Below are 17,634 nucleotides of genomic sequence, written 5' to 3' on the forward strand. Positions count from 1 at the left end.
ATCTGAAAACCGGGTCCCGCTTTTCGGGACCATGGTCTGAAGGCCGGCAGCAGCCGGCGATCAGGCACGCACCATGGTGACGAAGCGCACCTGTTCCTCGGGCGTGTCCTTGAAGACGCCGGTGAAGGTAGAGGTGAGCGTGGTCGAGTCCTGCTTGCGGATGCCGCGCATGGCCATGCACATATGCTCGGCCTCGATCATGACGGCGACGCCGCGCGGGTTGAGCACGTCCTGGATCACGCCTGCGATCTGCGCCGTCATCGCTTCCTGCGTCTGCAGGCGATGGGCGAAGATGTCGACGACGCGCGCGATCTTGGACAGACCCACGACCTTGCCGTCCGGCAGGTAGCCGACATGCGCCTTGCCGATGATCGGCACCATGTGGTGCTCGCAATGGGAGTGGAACTTGATGTCCCTGACGATGACGAGATCGTCATAGCCGGCCACTTCCTCGAAAGTGCGGCCAAGCTCCTCGGCCGGGCACATGTCATAGCCGTTGAACATCTCGCGAAAAGCCTTGGTGACGCGCTTCGGCGTGTCGACAAGGCCCTCGCGATCAGGGTTGTCGCCGGTCCAGCGCAAAAGCGTGCGCACGGCGGCCTGGACTTCGGCCTCGCTTGGGCGATCGGTGACAGGCTTCTCCATATAGGAGGAAGGGGGCATGAGTTTCTTGATGACGGCATCCATAAAGGCGTCTCCCGTAGTCCCACTCAGAGGTGGGACGAGTTGAACGGACCACGACCTTTCGGGTGAAACTCGCCCGGTTTCCAGCCCGTAAGCGGCGTGAACAGATGAGCAATGACAATGGTTTGAGTTTGCCTTGTCGATGCCCGGCTGCCATCATTATATATGGTCGTGCACAGCGAAAGGAAGACGCAACAGCGGCAAAGCCTGTTCGCTTGGCGGCGACGGATTGGAAAAAAATGATCGACGACATCTACAATGCGAAAATCCTGAGCTTCGCCGGAAACATCGCCAAGATCGGCCGGCTCGACCACCCCGATGCGACCGCCAGAGCGCACTCCAAACTGTGCGGCTCGACCGTCACCGTCGACCTCAAAATGGATGGCGACGTGGTGACCGATTTCGCTCATGACGTGAAGGCCTGCGCGCTTGGTCAGGCATCCTCCTCGATTATGGCCCGGCATGTCATTGGCGCGAACGCCGGTGAGCTGCGCGCGGTGCGCGAAACCATGCTGAAGATGCTCAAGGAAACCGGCGCGCCGCCGGAGGGCCGGTTCGCCGATCTGAAATATCTGGAGCCGGTGCGCGACTACAAGGCACGTCACGCCTCGACCATGCTGACCTTCGACGCGGTGGTCGACGCGATCGGCCAGATCGAGAAAAAGCGCGCCGGCCAGGCTGCTTGAGGGCGATCTCCTGGGCTGCTTGCCTGGTCATGGCGAACTCGCTTGGTGAGCGATAAAAGGTCGTTGCGTTCCCGGCTCGAAGCCCACATCTAACGCACAAGGAAGCTGGCTGCGGAGAAGTGCGGATGGGAGACCATTCAGGACATATCCATGGTGTCCGGCCGGTCCGGCATGGGCGAAACTGGCAGGGACCCTGGCGCAAGACGCCGGGCCGCGTCCTCGGCACGTCGCTCGTGCGCCTCTACCAGTTGACGCTTTCCGGCTTCGTCGGCAATAGCTGCCGGCATCTGCCGACCTGTTCCGAATACGCGCATGAGGCAATCGCCCGCCATGGATTGTGGACCGGGGGCTGGCTGGCGCTGTTCCGGGTCTCGCGTTGCGGGCCGCTCGGGACGCATGGCATCGACCGCGTGCCGGAGACGCTTGCGCCGCGCTATGTCTGGTTCATGCCGTGGCGCTATTGGCAAATCGGCAGGAAGCGCGATGACGCAGATGGCTGACTGCGGCTGCGTTTCGCAGCCCGTGTTTACGATTCGGTAGGGTTAACGTCAGCCTGCACAAACACTGCCAATTTGAGACAAAATCGAGACAAGACGCCTCGCTAAGCCGCTCCGCGTAATCCCTTTTCCGGAGTGAGCTTCGATGCGCCAGATGGACCGCTATCCGTTCTTCATTGCCATCATTCTGTTCCTGCTGGCCTGGATGCTCGGCCTGCCGATGCGGGCGCAATCGGCGCCGCTCAAGGACATCCACTGCATTTTGATCGAGGACTCGGCGAGCGGCTCGACGCTTTGCCAGGATGGCTTCCGCGACGAGCGCGTCAGCCCGGCTTCGATCTTGCCGAAGGGGCTCGCGACGCGGGCGGCTTCCTGAACGATCTTCCGGGGCTCATCAAATAGAACGGCTTGCGGCTTTACGGCGGCGGAAACTCCTCATAAAAGACTGCCGCCCGCCAGCGTCCAAGTGATTGGCGCCTCCGGCCAACCCTGCATGCTCCAGCACATTCCTGCGACATGCATTCACCACCCGCGCTCGTTTGCGGGACTGGATAGGACAACTCTGATGCTGAATTCCGTCTCCCTGACATTTCCCGATGGTTCCGTCCGCGAGTACGACGCCGCGATGACCGGCGCCGCCCTTGCCGAATCGATCTCCAAATCGCTGGCGAAAAAGGCTGTTGCCTACAGCCTCGACGGCACTGTCCGCGATCTTTCTGATCCGCTCGGCGGGTCCGGCAAGGTCGAGATCGTCACCCGCGAGGATCCGCGCGCGCTGGAACTCATCCGCCACGACGCGGCGCACGTGCTGGCCGAGGCCGTGCAGGAGCTTTGGCCGGGAACGCAGGTGACGATCGGGCCGGTGATCGAGAACGGGTTTTATTACGACTTCGCGCGCAACGAGCCGTTCACGCCGGACGATTTCCCGGTGATCGAGAAGAAGATGCGCGAGATCATCACCCGCAACAGGCCGTTCACCAAGGAAGTGTGGTCGCGCGAGAAGGCAAAGAAGGTCTTCGCCGACAAGGGCGAGCGCTACAAGGTCGAGCTGATCGACGCTATCCCCGAGGATCAGGATATCAAGATCTACGCGCAGGGCGATTGGTTCGATCTCTGCCGCGGTCCGCACATGGCTTCGACCGGGCAGATCGGCAACGCCTTCAAGCTGATGAAGGTGGCGGGCGCCTATTGGCGCGGCGATTCCAACAACCCGATGTTGACGCGCATCTACGGCACCGCCTTTGCCGACCAGGCGCAGCTCGAGGCATACCAGATGCTGCTGGAGGAAGCCGAGAAGCGCGATCATCGCAAGCTCGGCCGCGAGATGGATTTGTTCCATTTTCAGGAGGAGGGACCGGGCGTCGTCTTCTGGCACGCCAAGGGCTGGAAGATGTTCCAGAACCTGGTCAACTACATGCGCCGCCGCCTCGACGAGCACGGCTACCAGGAAGTCAACGCGCCGCAGGTGCTGGACAAGAGCCTGTGGGAGACCTCGGGGCACTGGGGCTGGTATCGCGACGCGATGTTCAAGGTGACGGTTGCCGGTGACGACACCGACGACGACCGCGTCTTCGCGCTGAAGCCGATGAACTGCCCCGGCCATGTGCAGATCTTCAAGCATGGGTTGAAGTCTTACCGTGAACTGCCCGTAAAGCTTGCGGAGTTCGGCAATGTGCACCGCTACGAACCGTCGGGCGCGCTGCATGGGCTGATGCGTGTGCGCGGCTTCACCCAGGACGATGCGCATATCTTCTGCACCGAGGAGCAGCTCGCCGCGGAATGCCTGCGCATCAACGATCTGATCTTGTCGACCTATGCCGATTTCGGCTTCGAGGAGGTCGCGGTGAAGCTGTCGACGCGGCCCGACAAGCGGGTCGGCACAGACGAGGCCTGGGACCATGCCGAGGCGATCATGAGCAATGTGCTGGAGACGATCCGCACGCGCTCCGGCAATCGCATCAAGGCCTCGGTCAATCCGGGCGAGGGCGCCTTCTACGGGCCGAAGTTCGAATATGTGCTGAAGGACGCCATCGGCCGCGAATGGCAGTGCGGCACCACGCAGGTCGACTTCAACCTGCCGGAACGCTTCGGCGCCTTCTATATCGGCTCGGATTCGGAGAAGAAGCAGCCGGTGATGGTGCATCGCGCGGTGTGCGGCTCGATGGAACGCTTCCTCGGCATCCTGATCGAGAACTATTCCGGCCATTTCCCGCTGTGGTTCGCGCCGCTGCAGGTGGTGGTGGCGACGATCACCTCAGACGCGGATGAGTATGCAATGAAGGTGGTCGAGCGGCTGAAGGCTGCGGGGCTGCTCGCCGAAACCGATCTGCGCAACGAGAAGATCAACTACAAGGTGCGCGAGCACAGCCTGGCCAAGGTTCCGGTCATTCTCGTTTGCGGCAAGCGGGAGGCGGAAGAGGAAACCGTCAATGTCCGCCGTCTCGGCTCCCGCGACCAGGAATCGCTGAAGCTCGGCGACGCCGTGAAATTGCTGGCGGACGAGGCCGTCTCTCCGGACCGCAAGCGCCGCGCGGCCTAAAATCGTTAATCTCCAATCGCTTCTCGAATGGCGGTGGCACATAGTCCACCGCCATCTTCACACGCCTGTCACGCCAACCTTGTAACCGAGCCGCCATGCTCAAGCTGAAACCGCGGGAAAGGCCGTTTCCCGAGCTCTCCTACGCCAACCGGCATCAGCCGACGCTGACGCGGTGGTTCATCCATTCCGTCGAAGGCCTGTCGGGCCGCGACCGCTTTGCCGTGCTCTACGACTTGTGGCGGCGCCAGGTCGCTCCAACGGGCGACCGTGTGTTCAGCCGCATGCTGGATTTGATCGACGTCAGGGTGCACCACGCCGGCCGTTGGCCGCCGGCGAATGTGCCGGATAGTCCGCTGGTGATCGTCGCCAACCACCCCTTCGGCATCGGTGACGGCATTGCAGTGCTGTCGCTCGCCGAGCAGCTCGGCCGTCCGTTCCGGGTCATGATCCACAAGGATCTGCTCAGGATCCGCGAGATGGAAGCCTATTCGCTGCCGATCGATTTTTCCGAGACCAAGGAAGCGCTGAAGAACAACATGGCCGTGCGCCACGAGGCGGTGCGGCTGTTGAAGGAAGGCGTCACCATCGTCGTTTTTCCGGCCGGCGGCGTCGCCACGGCGCCGAAGGGGTTCGGCCGGGCGATCGACCTGCCGTGGAAGATGTTTCCGGCCAAGCTCATCCAGGAGGCCAAGGCCTCGGTCATCCCTTTGCATTTCTCCGGCCAGAACGGCCGTCTGTTCCATCTCGTCAGTGGGCCGATGAACATGGCCGAGCGCGACAACCGCGTGGCGAAATTCGTCGGCAAGGCGTCGCTGACGCTGCGCACCTCCTTGCTCATCCGCGAATTCGCCCGGCTGTCCGGCAGGGCGATCGAGGTGCGCATCGGCGATGTGCTGAAGTGGAGCGAGCTCGAACCGTTGCGCGACCGCAAGGCGTTGCTCGACAGGCTCTACCAAGCGGTTTTCGATCTCGCTCCGGCGGCGGCGCGGCGCGGACGCACGCCGTTTCTAACCAAGCGGATGCGCAAAGCCGCCTGAGCAGCTAGTCCGCGCCCTCCTCGGGATCGATGGCGGACGATTCGTTGGCCACGACCTCGATTTCCTGGTTCTGGCCGGCCACGACGGTGAAATCCTTCTGGTAGATGCGGTCGCGGTTCTTGGCGATGATGGTGTATTGTCCTTCGGCCAGCACCATCGAGGCGAAGGCGCCGACGGCTTCCTTGATCGGATCGCCCGATTCATTGAGCAGCGACCAGGAGGTGTCGGCAATGGCTTCGCCGCCGGGCTCGCGCACCAGCTTCATCGTCATCTCGGCTGCGCGGTGCTCGACAGTGGCCTCGGTCAGCTTGCCGGCCTCGACGCGGATATCGGAGCGGATCACGGCGTTGACTGCGCCATAGGTAGAGACGACATGGTAGGTGCCTGCATTCAGCCGCACCACCGTGTTCGGCTCGACATCGGGGGCGATCAGCGCGCGGTCGCCATCGGCCTCGGCCTGGCCCTCATAGATCGCGAAGCGGAGCTTCTTTGGCGCGATGTGCGCGCCGCCGGACGTCACTGCGTCGAGTTTCAAGCCGCCGGCATCGAGAACGAGGCTCTCGCGCTTTGCGTCCTTGCCGACGGTGATGCGCTTGGTGGCGCCGGCCCGTCCGTAAGAGGCGTGGACCAGGTAGCTGCCGGGGTCGAGCTGGAACACCGCCGTGCCGCCATGCGCGGACGCCACCATCGGCAGCTTGCCGTCGCTGGCCGGTTCCGGCTTGAAGACGCGCCAGACGATGCCGCGGGTGATGTCGGCGCCCTTGTCGGTCAGTTGCGCAGAAAGGGTGATCGCTCCGCCACTGCCAAGCGCCAGCGACCGCTCGCTCTTCGGCGTCGCATAGCTCGAAATGCCCGGCAACTTGATATTGCCGACATCGTTGGCGTTCTGGGCCAGCGCGAACGAAACCGGCACCGCAAACAACGCGGCGACGAGCCCGATCACGAAAAGGCGCAGAGTCCCCTCAAACATGCCTTGCGTTGAAGCCCAAGGCGGTGGCAATTTCAAGGCTCAAGAGCCTGCCGCCCTCCGCCAGGGCTCTTTATCCGGCGTATAATTGCGCCATTGCCCGAGCCGCCCGACCTCCCGATGGCGCGCTTCAGCTCAAAATTGAAATGCTAGGAGACTTGCGCCCATGGCGTCGCCGATCATCGACTTCCTGCTGACCCGCAGTTCAGCGCCGATTCCGGACCTCAAGGAGCCGGCGCCGAGCGATGCGGAAATCGCCACGATGATCGCCGCGGCATCGCGGGTACCAGACCATGGCCGCCTCGAGCCCTGGCGGTTTATCGTCTACCGCGGCGAGGCGCGGGTCGAGATCGGCAAAAAGCTCGCGGCGCTTGCCGAGCAGCGCGAAGGACCGTTGCCGGAGGGGCGCCGCAACCAGGAACTGGCGCGCTTCTCGCGCGCCCCGCTGGTGATCGGCGTAGTCTCCGTGCCGCGGGAGAACCCAAAGATCCCGCAATGGGAGATGTTCCTGTCGGGCGGAATGGCGGCTATGAATCTGATGATCGCGGCCAATGCGCTGGGCTATGGCACCAACATGATCAGCAACTGGTATTCCGACGTTGCGGAGGGCAGGGCGATCCTCGGGCTGTCGCCGCAGGAGCGCGTCATCGGCTTCGTCCATATCGGCTCGTACCAGGGACCGGCGCCGGAGCGGCCGCGGCCCGATCCGGCTAAGCTCTATGCCGATTACGCCGGGCCGTGGGCCGGCTGACATGTTCTACGAGCCATCCAAGGGGCACGGCCTGCCGCACGATCCGTCGAAGGCGATCGTTGCACCCCGCCCGATCGGATGGATCTCGACATTGAACAAGGCCGGTGAGATCAACCTGGCGCCCTATTCCTTCTTCAATGCCGTTTCGACGCGTCCTTTCATCGTCTGGTTCTCATCCGAAGGCGCGAAGGACAGCGCCACCTTCGCTGAAGAAACCGGCGAATTCGTCGCCAATCTCGTCAGCCGCGAGCTTGCCGAGAAAATGAACCGCACGGCCGTCGATGCACCGCGCGGCATCAGCGAGTTCGCCTATGCCGATCTCGCCATGGCGCCGTCGCGCCTCGTCGCGCCGCCGCGCGTGGCGGAAGCGCCCGCCGCCCTCGAATGCAAGGTGACCGAGATATTTCGGCCGCGGGGACTGGACGGCGCCGAGACCAGCGCCATCGTCGTCGCCGGCGAGGTCGTCGGGGTCCACATCGACGATGCTTATCTCAGGGACGGCCTGTTCGACATCGTCAGAGCCGGCAATGTCGCCCGGCTTGGCTATATGGACTATGCCAGCGTCAACGAGATTTTCTCGATGCGGCGGCCGCGCTGGAGCAAGGATTAACCGGGAGGGGTACACGGCTCACGTCCGCTACAAACTGATCCTCATGGTCTGGTGATTGGCGGTTCAGGCTGAAAGTCCCGCCGCTCTCGCGCGTGCCAGCAGCCGCTCCGCAAGCCGCAGGTGCGGCCGGTCATACATCTTGCCGTCGATGCCGACGACGCCCGGATTTCCCGCCGCCGCGAAGGCGTCGACGATCACCCGCGATCGTTCGACCGCTTCCGGCGACGGCGTGAAGGCGGTGTTGATGACCGGCACCTGCGCTGGATGGATCGCCATCTTGCCGGTAAAGCCGTCGCGCTCGGCCTCTCTGCATTCGGCTTCGAAACCGGCCATGTCGCGGAAATCCGGAAAGACGGTATCGATCGCGGCGATTTCCGCCGCGCCGGCCGCCAGGATGGTCATCGCGCGCGCCAGGCGGAAGACGTCGGTGTAGCGGCCGCTCTCGTCGCGCGCCGAACGCGCGCCGATTGCGGCCGACAGATCTTCCGCGCCCCAGGTAAGTCCGGCAAGCCGGCTGCTTGCTCCGGCGTAGCTCGCGGCAGCCAGCAGGCCGGATGCGGTTTCGGTGATGATCGGTAGGATCTTTATGCCGCCATCCGGCAAGCCGCTTTCGGCCTCGTGCACCCGAAGCTTGGCCGCGAGCTGCTGGACATCCTGTCCGCTGTTCGACTTCGGCAGCATGATGCCGTCGGGTTTCACCGGGACGAGCGCCGCAAGATCATCGTCGGTCAGGCCGGTCGACAGATCGTTGACGCGTACGTAGATGTCGGAGCTGGTCTGCTGTCGGTGGCCGGCGATGAGGTTCGCCGCGACTTTGCGGGCGCCCGCCTTGTTGCCGGCGGCGACCGAATCCTCAAGGTCGACGATGACCACGTCGGCGCCGGCGCCAAAGCCCTTTTCCAGCTTGCGCTCGGAATCGCCCGGCACGAAGAGCAGCGAGCGCATCAGGACGCCTTCTTCATCATCATCGCCTGCCTCGTGCATTTGGCGACAAGAACATCGTTCTGATTATAGGCGCGGTGCTCGAATTCGACGATGCCGCGATCGGGCCTCGACCTGGACTCGCGCACCGAAACGACCGTCGTCTCGACGCGAATGGTGTCGCCGTGGAAAACCGGGTGCGGGAAGACGGTCTCCTTCATGCCGAGATTGGCGACAGTGGTGCCGACGGTGATATCGTTCACCGAGATGCCGATCATCAGGCCGAGCGTGAACAGCGAATTGACCAAGGGCTTGCCCCATTCGCTCTTCGCGGCGAAGTCGAAGTCGATGTGGAGCGGCTGCGGGTTCAGCGTCATCACCGAGAACAGCATGTTGTCGCTTTCGGTGACGGTCTTGCGCAGCGTGTGCCGGAAGACGCGGCCGACGACGAACTCCTCCAGATAAAGCCCGGCCATGGTCGATCTCCTCCGCTATTCCTGTTTGATAGGCGTTGGTTGCAAAGCCATCAAGCCGGTTAAGAAACATGGTGAACCGTTCGTAAACCATTTCCAGCTTACCGTTCCCAACGGGCCGAAACGTTTCGGCAAGGGCGTAGCTGATCGGCATGGTTGTTTCGCATTTTCTAAAGTGGATCGATAAGGCAAGGGTTTCCGAGCGCGCCGCCGCCGCGAGCGCGCTGGCCCGCGCCTACATCAATTCCGACCTGCCGTTCGAGGATCGCTGCGCCGCCGAGGCGGCGCTCACGCTGCTGCTCGACGACGTTTCCGCCAAGGTCCGGCAGGCGCTCGCCGAAGCGCTGTCGATGAGCCATCACGCCCCGCCGCAGGTGATCGCAGCACTCGCTTCCGACCAGCCGGAAGTGGCGGCGCTGGTGCTGGCGCGTTCGCCTTTGCTTACCGATGCCGATCTCATCGACCGCGTCGCCTGCGGCCAGAAGGCCACCCAAAAGCCGATAGCCAACCGTCCCGTCGTCTCGATGTCGCTGGCGGCAGCCATCGCCGAGATCGGCGAGCCGGAAGCCTGCGCCACGCTGGTCGCCAACAGCGGCGCCGATATTGCATCGCTGAGTTTCCGCCGGATGGCCGAACGGCACGGCCACCTGCCGCTGGTGCGCGAGGCGCTGATCGCCGACGCGCGGCTTCCCGCGGACTGCCGGCACATGCTTCTGGTCAAGCTCGGCGAGACGCTGAAGGGATCGCCGCTGGTACTGGCACTGATGGGAGCGGCACGGGCAGACCGCGTGATGCGCGACGCCTGCGTGAAGGCTTCGGTGACGCTGATCGAGGGCACCCGCGCCGAGGAGCACGCCGCGCTGATCGAGCATCTCAGACTGCGCGGCGATCTCACCGCGAGCTTCATCATCCGCACCGTCGCGCATGGCAAGGTCGACTTCTTCGGCTCGGCCCTGGTGGCGCTTGCCCAACAATCCGAGCAGCGGGTGAGGGCGTTGCTGGCCGGCGGGCACGACGTTGCGCTGCAGGCGCTGTTCCGCAGCGCAGGCCTCGCCGTCGCCACGCACGGCATCATCCTGCGCGCGCTGAAGATCTGGCGCGAGGTCGCCAACGGCAAGCGTGTCGCCGGCGTGCAGGAGGTGAGTTGGCTGATGCTGAAGGAACTCGGCGGGCAATCGGCCGAGGGCGATCTCGCTGGACTGGTGAAGTCGATCCATCTCGACGCGCTGCGCGAGAACGCGCGCGGGCATGCGCTGGCAATTGCCGCCGCCTAGCGCACGTCGGTGCCAGGTGTGGCCGGCCTGGCGGCTTCCTGCTCGATGCTCACGTATCCCGGCCCGGCCCGTCTAAGGGTGCCCCTTCGCGAAAAAATCCGGATAATCCTGCATCGCGGCAGCGATGATGCGCAGTGAGGCCGCGACCTGAAGCATTTCCGGCCGGTCGCCGCGACCGGCGATGCTCGCCGCATATTCCCGCGCCACGACGATGGTCGAGGTCTGCGGCTCGCCATGCCTCCTGAACAGCAATTCCCGCGCCAGGCCGCGCAGGAAGTTGCCGATCGACTCGACCGTCTCGCGTGGCACGGTGGAGTTCAGTTGCGCCTGGCGCAGCCGGAGCACTTCGAGGCCGACGGTCACGGCGGCAATGCTGCCGCCAAGAATAGGGTCGCCTTTCCTCCCGGTCTGCTGCAGTTGCGGCATCAACTGGTTGATCCGGTCATAGGCCAGGCTTTCGAAGGCCGAACGCCTGGGGACGCGCTCATGCAGGCAAAGGCGCGCCAGGTCCTCGCGCATCGCCTGCGAGATGCGCTCAACAGTGGCCCAGGGATTGGCCGGCAAAACGACGATGAAGACGCCGATGGCGATCAGGATGCCGACCAGGATCGATGCCGATCCGGCGAAGAACGGGCCGGGATCATAGGTCATCATCTGGTGCGGGCTGAGGAAAGCCAAGAAATTGATGGCGAAGGCGGTGGCCACGCCGACATGCCGCGGATTGGCCATGCCGAGCGCTGCCGGCACCAGGATCGGCACGACAAAGAGGGTGAACCAGCCGAAGCCGGGCAGCGCCGGCATTGCGATCTGGCCGACGAGGAAAGCGAAAGGCAAAGCGAGGACCGTTCCAGTGAAGAAGCCCCAGGCCGACTGAACCGGATCGGGACGTGCCGCGAACAGGCTGGAGACGACGGCGACGAGAATGACGGTGCCCGCCGCCTCCGACCATTTGGTGGTCAGCCAGAAGGCCGCCACCAGAAGCGTGGCGAGCGCGGCGCGCACCGCATTGCGCCAGGCCGCATGATAGTCGCGGTGCACGACCAGGGCCGGCTGCTGCCGCTCACGAGACGTTCGGGAAACTGGCGAGCGAAGCGCATCCAAGCCGCGCATCACCTGCTTCAGCGCCTCCGCGAAATCGGCTGCAATGATGAGGCGGGTGATAGTGCCGACCTTGTCTTCACCGGGATCGGTGGCCACCGGCGCCGTTTCTCTTGCCCTGATCGCGATTGCCTCGAGCCGCGCCACCCATGGGCCGGTGTCGTCCAACGCGTCGCGCGTCGTAGCGAGTTCCCCGACGATTGCCTTCAACTCACTGCGAACAGGGATGAGCGTCGCATTCTTCGGCGCGGCATGGGTATGCAGCGCGCGGGCCGCCGAGAGCGCCCACAGGAGTTGTCCGATCGTGCGCCGGACCGGATGGGCGCGGGTCGCGAAGCTCGGCGCTTCGAGGCGCGCATAGGTGCGCATCTCGGCAAGTGTCTGGGCATCGGTGATCAGCTTGCGCTGGAGAGCGGCAAGACCGGCCGGATCGCCGTCGGAAAAGGCGCCTGAGGCGTAGTCGGCGAGATCGAGAATGCTGCGCTTCAGCCTGGAGATGATGGCGTCCGCCGCGAGCTTCGGCAGGATCAGCCGGCTGGTGACGCCGGCGCAGACGATGCCGAGCACAATTTCGGCGCAGCGCGCGACAGCGAGATCGACGACGAGATGCGCCTGCCCGAATGCCGGCAGGCTGATGATCATCGCTGTATAGCCGGCAAGGGCGGCGCCATAGGCTTCCGGATTGCGCAGCAGCGAGGAAACGAGGGTGCTGACGCCGATCCATAGTGCCAGCACCGTCACCAAGAGCCAGGGATTGGTGCCGAACAGCGATGTGATGCCGATCGCCGCCAGGCCGCCGGCCAGCGTGCCGATCAGGCGGTAGAAGCCTTTCGCCAGCACCATGCCGGCGACCGGCTGCGCGACGATGAACACCGTCATCATCGCCCATTGCGGATGATCGAGCTTCAAGGCGTAAGCGGCAAGCAGCGCGATCAGCCCGGCAGAAACCGTGCGCAGGGCGAAGATCCAGTCCGAGCGCGTCGGCTGGGTCAGCTCACTTAACGGTGTCCCGGCTAGATCCTTCAGCCGCGTCCAGGTCACATGCAAGTCTCCGTCCCGGAGCCTGTTATGGACCAGTCCGCGTTCAGATATCCAGCACGTCGGCCTCGGCGAATTCGGCACGTTCCTGGATGAAGCGGAAGCGGGCCTCGGGCTTGGTGCCCATCAGCGCGTCGACGGCGTCCTTGGTCGCCTGCTCGGCATCGATCACGTCGACCCTGAGAAGCGTGCGCTTCCTCGGGTCCATCGTGGTTTCCTTGAGCTGCGAGGCCATCATCTCGCCAAGGCCCTTGAAGCGGCCGATCTCGACCTTGCCGCGCCCGGTGAATTCGGTGCGCAGCAATTCGTCCTTGTGCGCGTCGTCACGTGCATAGGCCACCTTACCGCCCTGACGGATCGAATAGAGCGGCGGCACGGCCATATAGAGATGGCCACCTCGGATCAGGTTAGGCATCTCCTGGAAGAAGAAGGTGATCAAAAGCGAAGCGATATGCGCGCCGTCAACGTCGGCGTCGGTCATGATGATCACGCGGTCGTAGCGCAGGTCCTCGTCGCGATATTTCGAGCGCGTGCCGCAGCCGAGCGCCTGAACCAGGTCGGAAATCTGCTGGTTGGCGGCAAGCTTGTCGTTGCCGGCGCTGGCGACGTTGAGGATCTTGCCGCGCAGCGGCAGCACCGCCTGGCTGGCGCGGTCGCGCGCCTGCTTGGCCGAGCCTCCGGCCGAGTCGCCCTCGACGATGAAGATCTCGGCGCCGGCCGCGGCATTCTGGGTACAGTCGGCGAGCTTGCCCGGCAGGCGCAGCTTGCGTACGGCGCTCTTGCGCGAGACTTCCTTTTCCTGACGCCGGCGCACACGCTCATCGGCGCGCGCGATCACCCATTCGAGAAGCTTCGAGGCTTCCTGCGGGTTGTCGGCCAGCCAGTGGTCGAACGGGTCGCGGATGGCGGTTTCGACGATGCGCATCGCCTCGATGGTGGCCAGCCTGTCCTTGGTCTGGCCAACGAATTCCGGCTCTCGGATGAATACCGACAGCATACCGGCGGCCGAGATCATGACGTCCTCGGTGGTGACGATCGAGGCGCGCTTGTTGCCGATGAGATCGGCATATGCGCGAAGCCCGCGCGTCAGCACGTTGCGGAAGCCCGCCTCATGCGTGCCGCCCTCGGGAGTGGGAATCGTATTGCAGTAGGAGTTGAGGAAGCCGTCGCCGCCGAACCAGGTCACAGCCCATTCCAGCGAGCCATGGCCGCCCTGCTTGTCGCTTTTGCCCGCGAACACTTCGCGCGTGACCTGGAATTCGTCGCCGAGGGTGGCCTTGAGGTAGTCTTTCAGGCCGCCCGGGAAATGGAACTCGGCTTTGGCCGGAGTTTGATCCTTTTCCTTGATCAGTGAGGGATCGCAGGTCCAGCGGATCTCGACGCCGCCGAACAGATAGGCCTTCGAGCGCGTCATGCGGTAGAGCCGGGCCGGCTCGAAGGCGGCGCCCTTGCCGAAGATCTGCTCGTCGGGATGGAAGCGGGTCCTGGTGCCGCGGCGGTTGTGCACCTCGCCGAGGTGCTCCAGCCCGCTCACCGGAACGCCGCGCGAGAAGCGCTGGCGATAGAGCTGGCGCCCGCGCGCGACCTCGACCTCGAGGTGATCGGACAGCGCGTTGACTACGGATACGCCGACGCCGTGCAGACCGCCGGAGGTCTCATAGACCTTGGAGTCGAACTTGCCGCCCGAATGCAGCGTCGTCATGATGACTTCGAGCGCCGGTTTCTTGAACTTCGGATGCGGATCGATCGGAATGCCGCGGCCATTGTCGGTGACGGTAAGAAATCCGTCCGCCGAAAGCTCGACGTCGATGAAGGTCGCGTGGCCGGCCACCGCCTCGTCCATCGAATTATCGATGACCTCGGCGAAGAGGTGATGCATCGCCTTGTCGTCGGTGCCGCCGATATACATGCCTGGGCGACGGCGCACCGGCTCCAGCCCCTCAAGCACCTCGATGTCGGCGGCGCTGTAGCTCTCGCTGCCGTCGCGGGCGGCGGCCGAGCGCTTCGCGGCCTGCACCAGCGGATCGGCCGGCCGCGAGGGCGCGCGTACTTGCTGGGGCTGCTTTTCCGGGTTGCCGAAAAGATCGCTGGTGTCGTCCATGCTAGCCATTAAGTCCAGTACTGCGAATCACTCCTCGATACTGCCACGCTTTTGGCGGGCGAACGAGTTCCTGTTCCGTTCAGGGATCAAACTGTCTCTTATTCCAAAACCATTCGATAACCAAGCCGCCGGAAATAGGGCGGGCTCCACCCCTTTGGATTCCTGATTCTTTAACATTAACGCCTAGCGTGAGCCTCAACGACAAAAGACCACGGGGCGTCAGGGGTTTCGTTGTGAAGGGCAGGGCCATAACCATGATCGGCATCGCAGCCGTTTTCGGCGCGATCTCGATCTTTGCCGCGGACTTCTGGGTCAAAAGCCAGGCGAGGGCCCAGCCCGAGCAGAAGACGGCATCGATCGTGGTGCCGCACGAGCCCAAAGTCGAGTTCAAGACCATCGTCGTGGCGAATGCGCCGCTACGCTACGGCATGCAGCTCGACCGGTCGCAACTCACCGAAATTCCGTGGCCGCAGGATTCTCTGCCGCGAGGCGCCTTCCCGACAATCGACAAGCTGCTGGCCGAAGGCAGCCGAGTCGTGCTGTCGCCAATCGAGGTCAACGAGCCGGTGCTGCTCGCCAAGCTGTCGGGACCGAACGGCCGCGCCACACTTTCCAACATGCTGTCGCCGGGCATGCGGGCCGTCACCATCCGCACCGACGAGATCGCCGGCGTCGGCGGCTTCATCACGCCGGGCGACCGGGTCGACGTCGTGCTGACGCGCGATGCCGGCGAAATCCAGGAAGTGTCCAAGAACGCGCAAGGGGCAGCCGGCTCGACGGTCACGTCCGAAATCGTCGTGTCCGACGCCAAGGTGCTTTCGGTCGGGCAGGGCGCGGACGAGCGCAAGACCGAGCCGCAGGTCGCCAATTCCGTGACCCTCGAGGTCACGAACGAAGGGGCGCAGAAGGTAGCGCTCGCCCGCACCGTCGGCTCCTTGTCGCTGTCTTTGCGGTCCGCCGCCGATGCCAGCGCCAGCGGCAACGGGCTTACCACCATCTCGTCCTTCGGCGGTTCGGTTGCCGCGAGCGCCGAGGCAAGCGCCGCCTCGCTGGTCAATGCGGTGGCGAAGGAGCCGGAAGAGCCGAAGTTCAAGACGGTGATCGTGTCGCGCGGCACGAAGGTGGAGGAATACAAGGTTCCCTCCAAGCCCGCCGACGGAGACGTCGTTCCTTCCAAGGAACAAGAACAATAGCCGGTGGGGACCGGCCGGGAACGGGACAATGCCTGTGTTGAACAAAGAACGGACGACGAGAGGGCTGCGCCTTCTGCGTGCAATGGCGGCGGGCGCCTTTCTGGCAGCCGCCGGAATACTGGCCTTTGGGGCGCCGGCCCAGGCAAACAACGACGTCGTATACGTCTCGGCGACCAAGAACGTCTCGATCAAAGTCGCCAAGGGCAAGCCCAAGACGATCATGACGAACGCGGCCTTCTATCAGATCGTCATCGGCGATCCGGAGATCGCCAACGTCAATCCGCTGACCGACAAGTCCTTCTATGTGTTGGGCAACAATCTCGGCACCACCGGCATCGCGCTGTTCGATCAGAACAAGCAGCTCGTCGGCACCATCGACATCGAGGTGACGCTGGACACCGACCAACTCGCGAACACCATCCGCGCCAGCGTGCCGGATGCCAAGATCAAGGTCGGTTCGGCCAACGGCCGCGTGGTGCTTTCGGGCGAGGCGGAAGACGCGGTCGCGGCCGACAAGGCGAGCAAGATCGCGTCGCGCTTCTCCGGCAATGAGGAAGTGATCAACTCGGTCAACATCTCGTCCTCGCAGCAGGTTCAGCTCAATGTCCGTTTCGTCGAGATCAACCGGCAGGCGGGACAGGACCTCGGCGCCAAATACGGGGCCAACTTTGCCTTCGGCGTCGGCGGTCGCGACGTCATCATCGACCCGGGCACGGTACCGACCGCCGGGACCGGCGAGATCATCGGCCGGTTGCTTTCCAACGGGGTTTCGATCGACATCGCCATCAAGGCGCTGGAAGAGCGCGGTCTCGCCCGGCGGCTGGCCGAGCCCAACCTGATCGCCCGCTCGGGCCAGACCGCGAGCTTCCTTGCCGGCGGCGAGTTCCCGATCCCGGTGTCCGAGGACAACGGCAAGATCAGCGTCAGCTATAAGAAATACGGCGTCGGTCTTGATTTCACGCCGACCGTGCTCAAGGGTGGACTGGTCAGCCTCGATATCGCGCCCGAAGTTTCGTCGATCGATCCCTCCGCGTCGATTGAAGTCAGCAGCGGCATTTCCATTCCTGCCTTCATCGTGCGTCGCGCCAAGACGTCGGTCGACTTGAAAAACGGCCAGAGCTTCATGATCGCGGGCCTCTTGCAGTCGCAGAACGACATCACAACCTCGCGCCTGCCGGGGCTCGGCAAGCTGCCGGTTCTCGGTCCGCTGTTCTCCTCGAAATCCTATCAGCGGCGCGAGACCGATCTGGTGATCATCGTCACGCCCTACCTGGTCAAACCGGTTGACCCGTCGAAGAAGATGGTCGAGCCCACCGACGGAACGCGGCCGCCAAGCAATGCCGACTACTTCCTGAACAACACCGAGGAAGTCGACGCTTCCGCTCCCAAGCGCCCCTTGGCGCTGGCCGACGGCAGCGGGGCCCGTCCGGTGGCGGCGACCACGTCGGGCCATTTCCTCGATCTGCCGAAGGACTGAAGCCATGCGTCTGGCTCCTTGCATCGCTCTGCTGCTCGCCGGCGCGCTCTCCGGCTGCACCAGCGACGACTATGTGCGCACCGAAGGCGTGTCTCCGGCCGCCGGCAACGCCCAGGCGTCCAACACAGCCATGCAGATGGTCGACCCCTGGCAGTACGGCGTCCAGAACACCAGGCTCCTGGTGCCGGCTCCGAGCACGAGCCCCACGGCCACTGCCGCGGGCGCGAAGGGCGGCGCGGCGCCGGCTTCAACGACATCGGTATCAACGACAGCAGACTGATGAGCTGA

16 protein-coding genes and 1 pseudogene are annotated in these 17,634 nt (G+C 64.1%); 11 read left to right on the plus strand and 6 right to left on the minus strand.

Annotation, left to right across the window (positions count from 1 at the left end):
* Window positions 1-60: 60 nt before the first annotated feature.
* Window positions 61-687, minus strand: a complete 627-nt coding sequence (folE, locus tag CK221_RS21890) for a GTP cyclohydrolase I FolE (RefSeq protein ID WP_067000141.1) — start codon at window positions 685-687, stop codon at window positions 61-63.
* A 236-nt stretch (window positions 688-923) separates the two neighbouring features.
* Between folE and CK221_RS21895 the strand changes: the two genes are divergently transcribed.
* The 5 genes and pseudogenes from CK221_RS21895 to CK221_RS21915 all read left to right on the plus strand — a co-directional run bounded on the left by CK221_RS21895 (window position 924) and on the right by CK221_RS21915 (window position 5,443).
* Window positions 924-1,370 (plus strand): iron-sulfur cluster assembly scaffold protein, encoded by a 447-nt coding sequence (locus tag CK221_RS21895; RefSeq protein ID WP_095779224.1) that lies wholly within the window; start codon window positions 924-926, stop codon window positions 1,368-1,370.
* A 125-nt stretch (window positions 1,371-1,495) separates the two neighbouring features.
* Window positions 1,496-1,870: a membrane protein insertion efficiency factor YidD gene (gene yidD, locus CK221_RS21900; RefSeq protein WP_095779225.1), complete on the plus strand. Its 375-nt coding sequence runs from the start codon at window positions 1,496-1,498 to the stop codon at window positions 1,868-1,870.
* A 142-nt stretch (window positions 1,871-2,012) separates the two neighbouring features.
* Window positions 2,013-2,204: pseudogene (locus tag CK221_RS21905) on the plus strand (class D beta-lactamase); the annotation flags it as partial.
* Between the two features lie 228 nt (window positions 2,205-2,432).
* Window positions 2,433-4,406, plus strand: a complete 1,974-nt coding sequence (thrS, locus tag CK221_RS21910) for a threonine--tRNA ligase (RefSeq protein ID WP_095779227.1) — start codon at window positions 2,433-2,435, stop codon at window positions 4,404-4,406.
* Between the two features lie 95 nt (window positions 4,407-4,501).
* The gene (locus tag CK221_RS21915; protein WP_095779228.1) at window positions 4,502-5,443 is read left to right on the plus strand and encodes a 1-acyl-sn-glycerol-3-phosphate acyltransferase; all 942 of its coding nucleotides are present in this window, start codon (window positions 4,502-4,504) and stop codon (window positions 5,441-5,443) included.
* A 4-nt stretch (window positions 5,444-5,447) separates the two neighbouring features.
* Here the strand turns inward: CK221_RS21915 and CK221_RS21920 are convergent, their stop codons facing one another.
* A complete protein-coding gene (locus CK221_RS21920) occupies window positions 5,448-6,413 on the minus strand; it encodes a hypothetical protein (protein WP_095779229.1) in 966 nt (321 codons plus the stop codon).
* 163 nt (window positions 6,414-6,576) lie between these two features.
* Here CK221_RS21920 and CK221_RS21925 point away from each other — a divergent pair, with 163 nt between their 5' ends.
* Window positions 6,577-7,161 carry a nitroreductase gene (locus CK221_RS21925; RefSeq protein WP_095779230.1) on the plus strand — a complete coding sequence of 195 codons (585 nt, stop codon included), beginning with the start codon at window positions 6,577-6,579 and terminating at the stop codon, window positions 7,159-7,161.
* 1 nt (window position 7,162) lies between these two features.
* Window positions 7,163-7,771, plus strand: a complete 609-nt coding sequence (locus CK221_RS21930; protein WP_095779231.1) for a flavin reductase family protein — start codon at window positions 7,163-7,165, stop codon at window positions 7,769-7,771.
* Between the two features lie 63 nt (window positions 7,772-7,834).
* Here CK221_RS21930 and CK221_RS21935 read toward each other — a convergent pair whose 3' ends face one another.
* Both CK221_RS21935 and CK221_RS21940 read right to left on the minus strand, forming a co-directional pair.
* A complete protein-coding gene (locus CK221_RS21935) occupies window positions 7,835-8,716 on the minus strand; it encodes a CoA ester lyase (protein ID WP_095779300.1) in 882 nt (293 codons plus the stop codon).
* The gene (locus tag CK221_RS21940) at window positions 8,716-9,168 is read right to left on the minus strand and encodes a MaoC family dehydratase (protein ID WP_095779232.1); all 453 of its coding nucleotides are present in this window, start codon (window positions 9,166-9,168) and stop codon (window positions 8,716-8,718) included. Before CK221_RS21940 ends, CK221_RS21935 begins: the two co-directional genes overlap by 1 nt.
* 149 nt (window positions 9,169-9,317) lie before the next feature.
* On the opposite strand from CK221_RS21940, the gene CK221_RS21945 reads away from it, so the two are divergent.
* Window positions 9,318-10,439, plus strand: coding sequence for a DUF2336 domain-containing protein (locus CK221_RS21945; protein WP_095779233.1), 1,122 nt, complete (start codon window positions 9,318-9,320; stop codon window positions 10,437-10,439).
* A gap of 72 nt (window positions 10,440-10,511) precedes the next feature.
* On the opposite strand, the gene CK221_RS21950 is transcribed toward CK221_RS21945, so the two are convergent.
* Entirely contained in the window at window positions 10,512-12,578 is a 2,067-nt protein-coding gene (locus CK221_RS21950; protein WP_095779234.1) for an FUSC family protein, read from the minus strand.
* Window positions 12,579-12,621: 43 nt separating this feature from the next.
* Window positions 12,622-14,676, minus strand: a complete 2,055-nt coding sequence (gene parE / locus CK221_RS21955) for a DNA topoisomerase IV subunit B (protein ID WP_095779235.1) — start codon at window positions 14,674-14,676, stop codon at window positions 12,622-12,624.
* Between the two features lie 254 nt (window positions 14,677-14,930).
* Here parE and cpaB point away from each other — a divergent pair, with 254 nt between their 5' ends.
* The 3 genes from cpaB (at window position 14,931) to CK221_RS21970 (ending at window position 17,626) form a co-directional block, all read left to right on the plus strand.
* Window positions 14,931-15,869 (plus strand): Flp pilus assembly protein CpaB, encoded by a 939-nt coding sequence (gene cpaB / locus CK221_RS21960; RefSeq protein ID WP_095779236.1) that lies wholly within the window; start codon window positions 14,931-14,933, stop codon window positions 15,867-15,869.
* 82 nt (window positions 15,870-15,951) lie between these two features.
* A complete protein-coding gene (locus CK221_RS21965; RefSeq protein WP_245430707.1) occupies window positions 15,952-17,346 on the plus strand; it encodes a type II and III secretion system protein family protein in 1,395 nt (464 codons plus the stop codon).
* A gap of 4 nt (window positions 17,347-17,350) precedes the next feature.
* Window positions 17,351-17,626 (plus strand): hypothetical protein, encoded by a 276-nt coding sequence (locus CK221_RS21970; RefSeq protein WP_095779238.1) that lies wholly within the window; start codon window positions 17,351-17,353, stop codon window positions 17,624-17,626.
* Window positions 17,627-17,634: the final 8 nt, after the last annotated feature.

The sequence above is a fragment of the Mesorhizobium sp. WSM3868 genome (assembly GCF_002294785.1).
GTDB lineage: Bacteria > Pseudomonadota > Alphaproteobacteria > Rhizobiales > Rhizobiaceae > Mesorhizobium.

Bases quoted from the DNA above. Each gene is read 5' to 3' on its own strand.
- folE (WP_067000141.1), bottom strand. From the start codon at position 687: ATGGATGCCGTCATCAAGAAACTCATGCCCCCTTCCTCCTATATGGAG.
- CK221_RS21895 (WP_095779224.1), top strand. From the start codon at position 924: ATGATCGACGACATCTACAATGCGAAAATCCTGAGCTTCGCCGGAAAC.
- yidD (WP_095779225.1), top strand. From the start codon at position 1,496: ATGGGAGACCATTCAGGACATATCCATGGTGTCCGGCCGGTCCGGCAT.
- thrS (WP_095779227.1), top strand. From the start codon at position 2,433: ATGCTGAATTCCGTCTCCCTGACATTTCCCGATGGTTCCGTCCGCGAG.
- CK221_RS21915 (WP_095779228.1), top strand. From the start codon at position 4,502: ATGCTCAAGCTGAAACCGCGGGAAAGGCCGTTTCCCGAGCTCTCCTAC.
- CK221_RS21920 (WP_095779229.1), bottom strand. From the start codon at position 6,413: ATGTTTGAGGGGACTCTGCGCCTTTTCGTGATCGGGCTCGTCGCCGCG.
- CK221_RS21925 (WP_095779230.1), top strand. From the start codon at position 6,577: ATGGCGTCGCCGATCATCGACTTCCTGCTGACCCGCAGTTCAGCGCCG.
- CK221_RS21930 (WP_095779231.1), top strand. From the start codon at position 7,163: ATGTTCTACGAGCCATCCAAGGGGCACGGCCTGCCGCACGATCCGTCG.
- CK221_RS21935 (WP_095779300.1), bottom strand. From the start codon at position 8,716: ATGCGCTCGCTGCTCTTCGTGCCGGGCGATTCCGAGCGCAAGCTGGAA.
- CK221_RS21940 (WP_095779232.1), bottom strand. From the start codon at position 9,168: ATGGCCGGGCTTTATCTGGAGGAGTTCGTCGTCGGCCGCGTCTTCCGG.
- CK221_RS21945 (WP_095779233.1), top strand. From the start codon at position 9,318: ATGGTTGTTTCGCATTTTCTAAAGTGGATCGATAAGGCAAGGGTTTCC.
- parE (WP_095779235.1), bottom strand. From the start codon at position 14,676: ATGGACGACACCAGCGATCTTTTCGGCAACCCGGAAAAGCAGCCCCAG.
- cpaB (WP_095779236.1), top strand. From the start codon at position 14,931: ATGATCGGCATCGCAGCCGTTTTCGGCGCGATCTCGATCTTTGCCGCG.
- CK221_RS21965 (WP_245430707.1), top strand. From the start codon at position 15,952: ATGGCGGCGGGCGCCTTTCTGGCAGCCGCCGGAATACTGGCCTTTGGG.
- CK221_RS21970 (WP_095779238.1), top strand. From the start codon at position 17,351: ATGCGTCTGGCTCCTTGCATCGCTCTGCTGCTCGCCGGCGCGCTCTCC.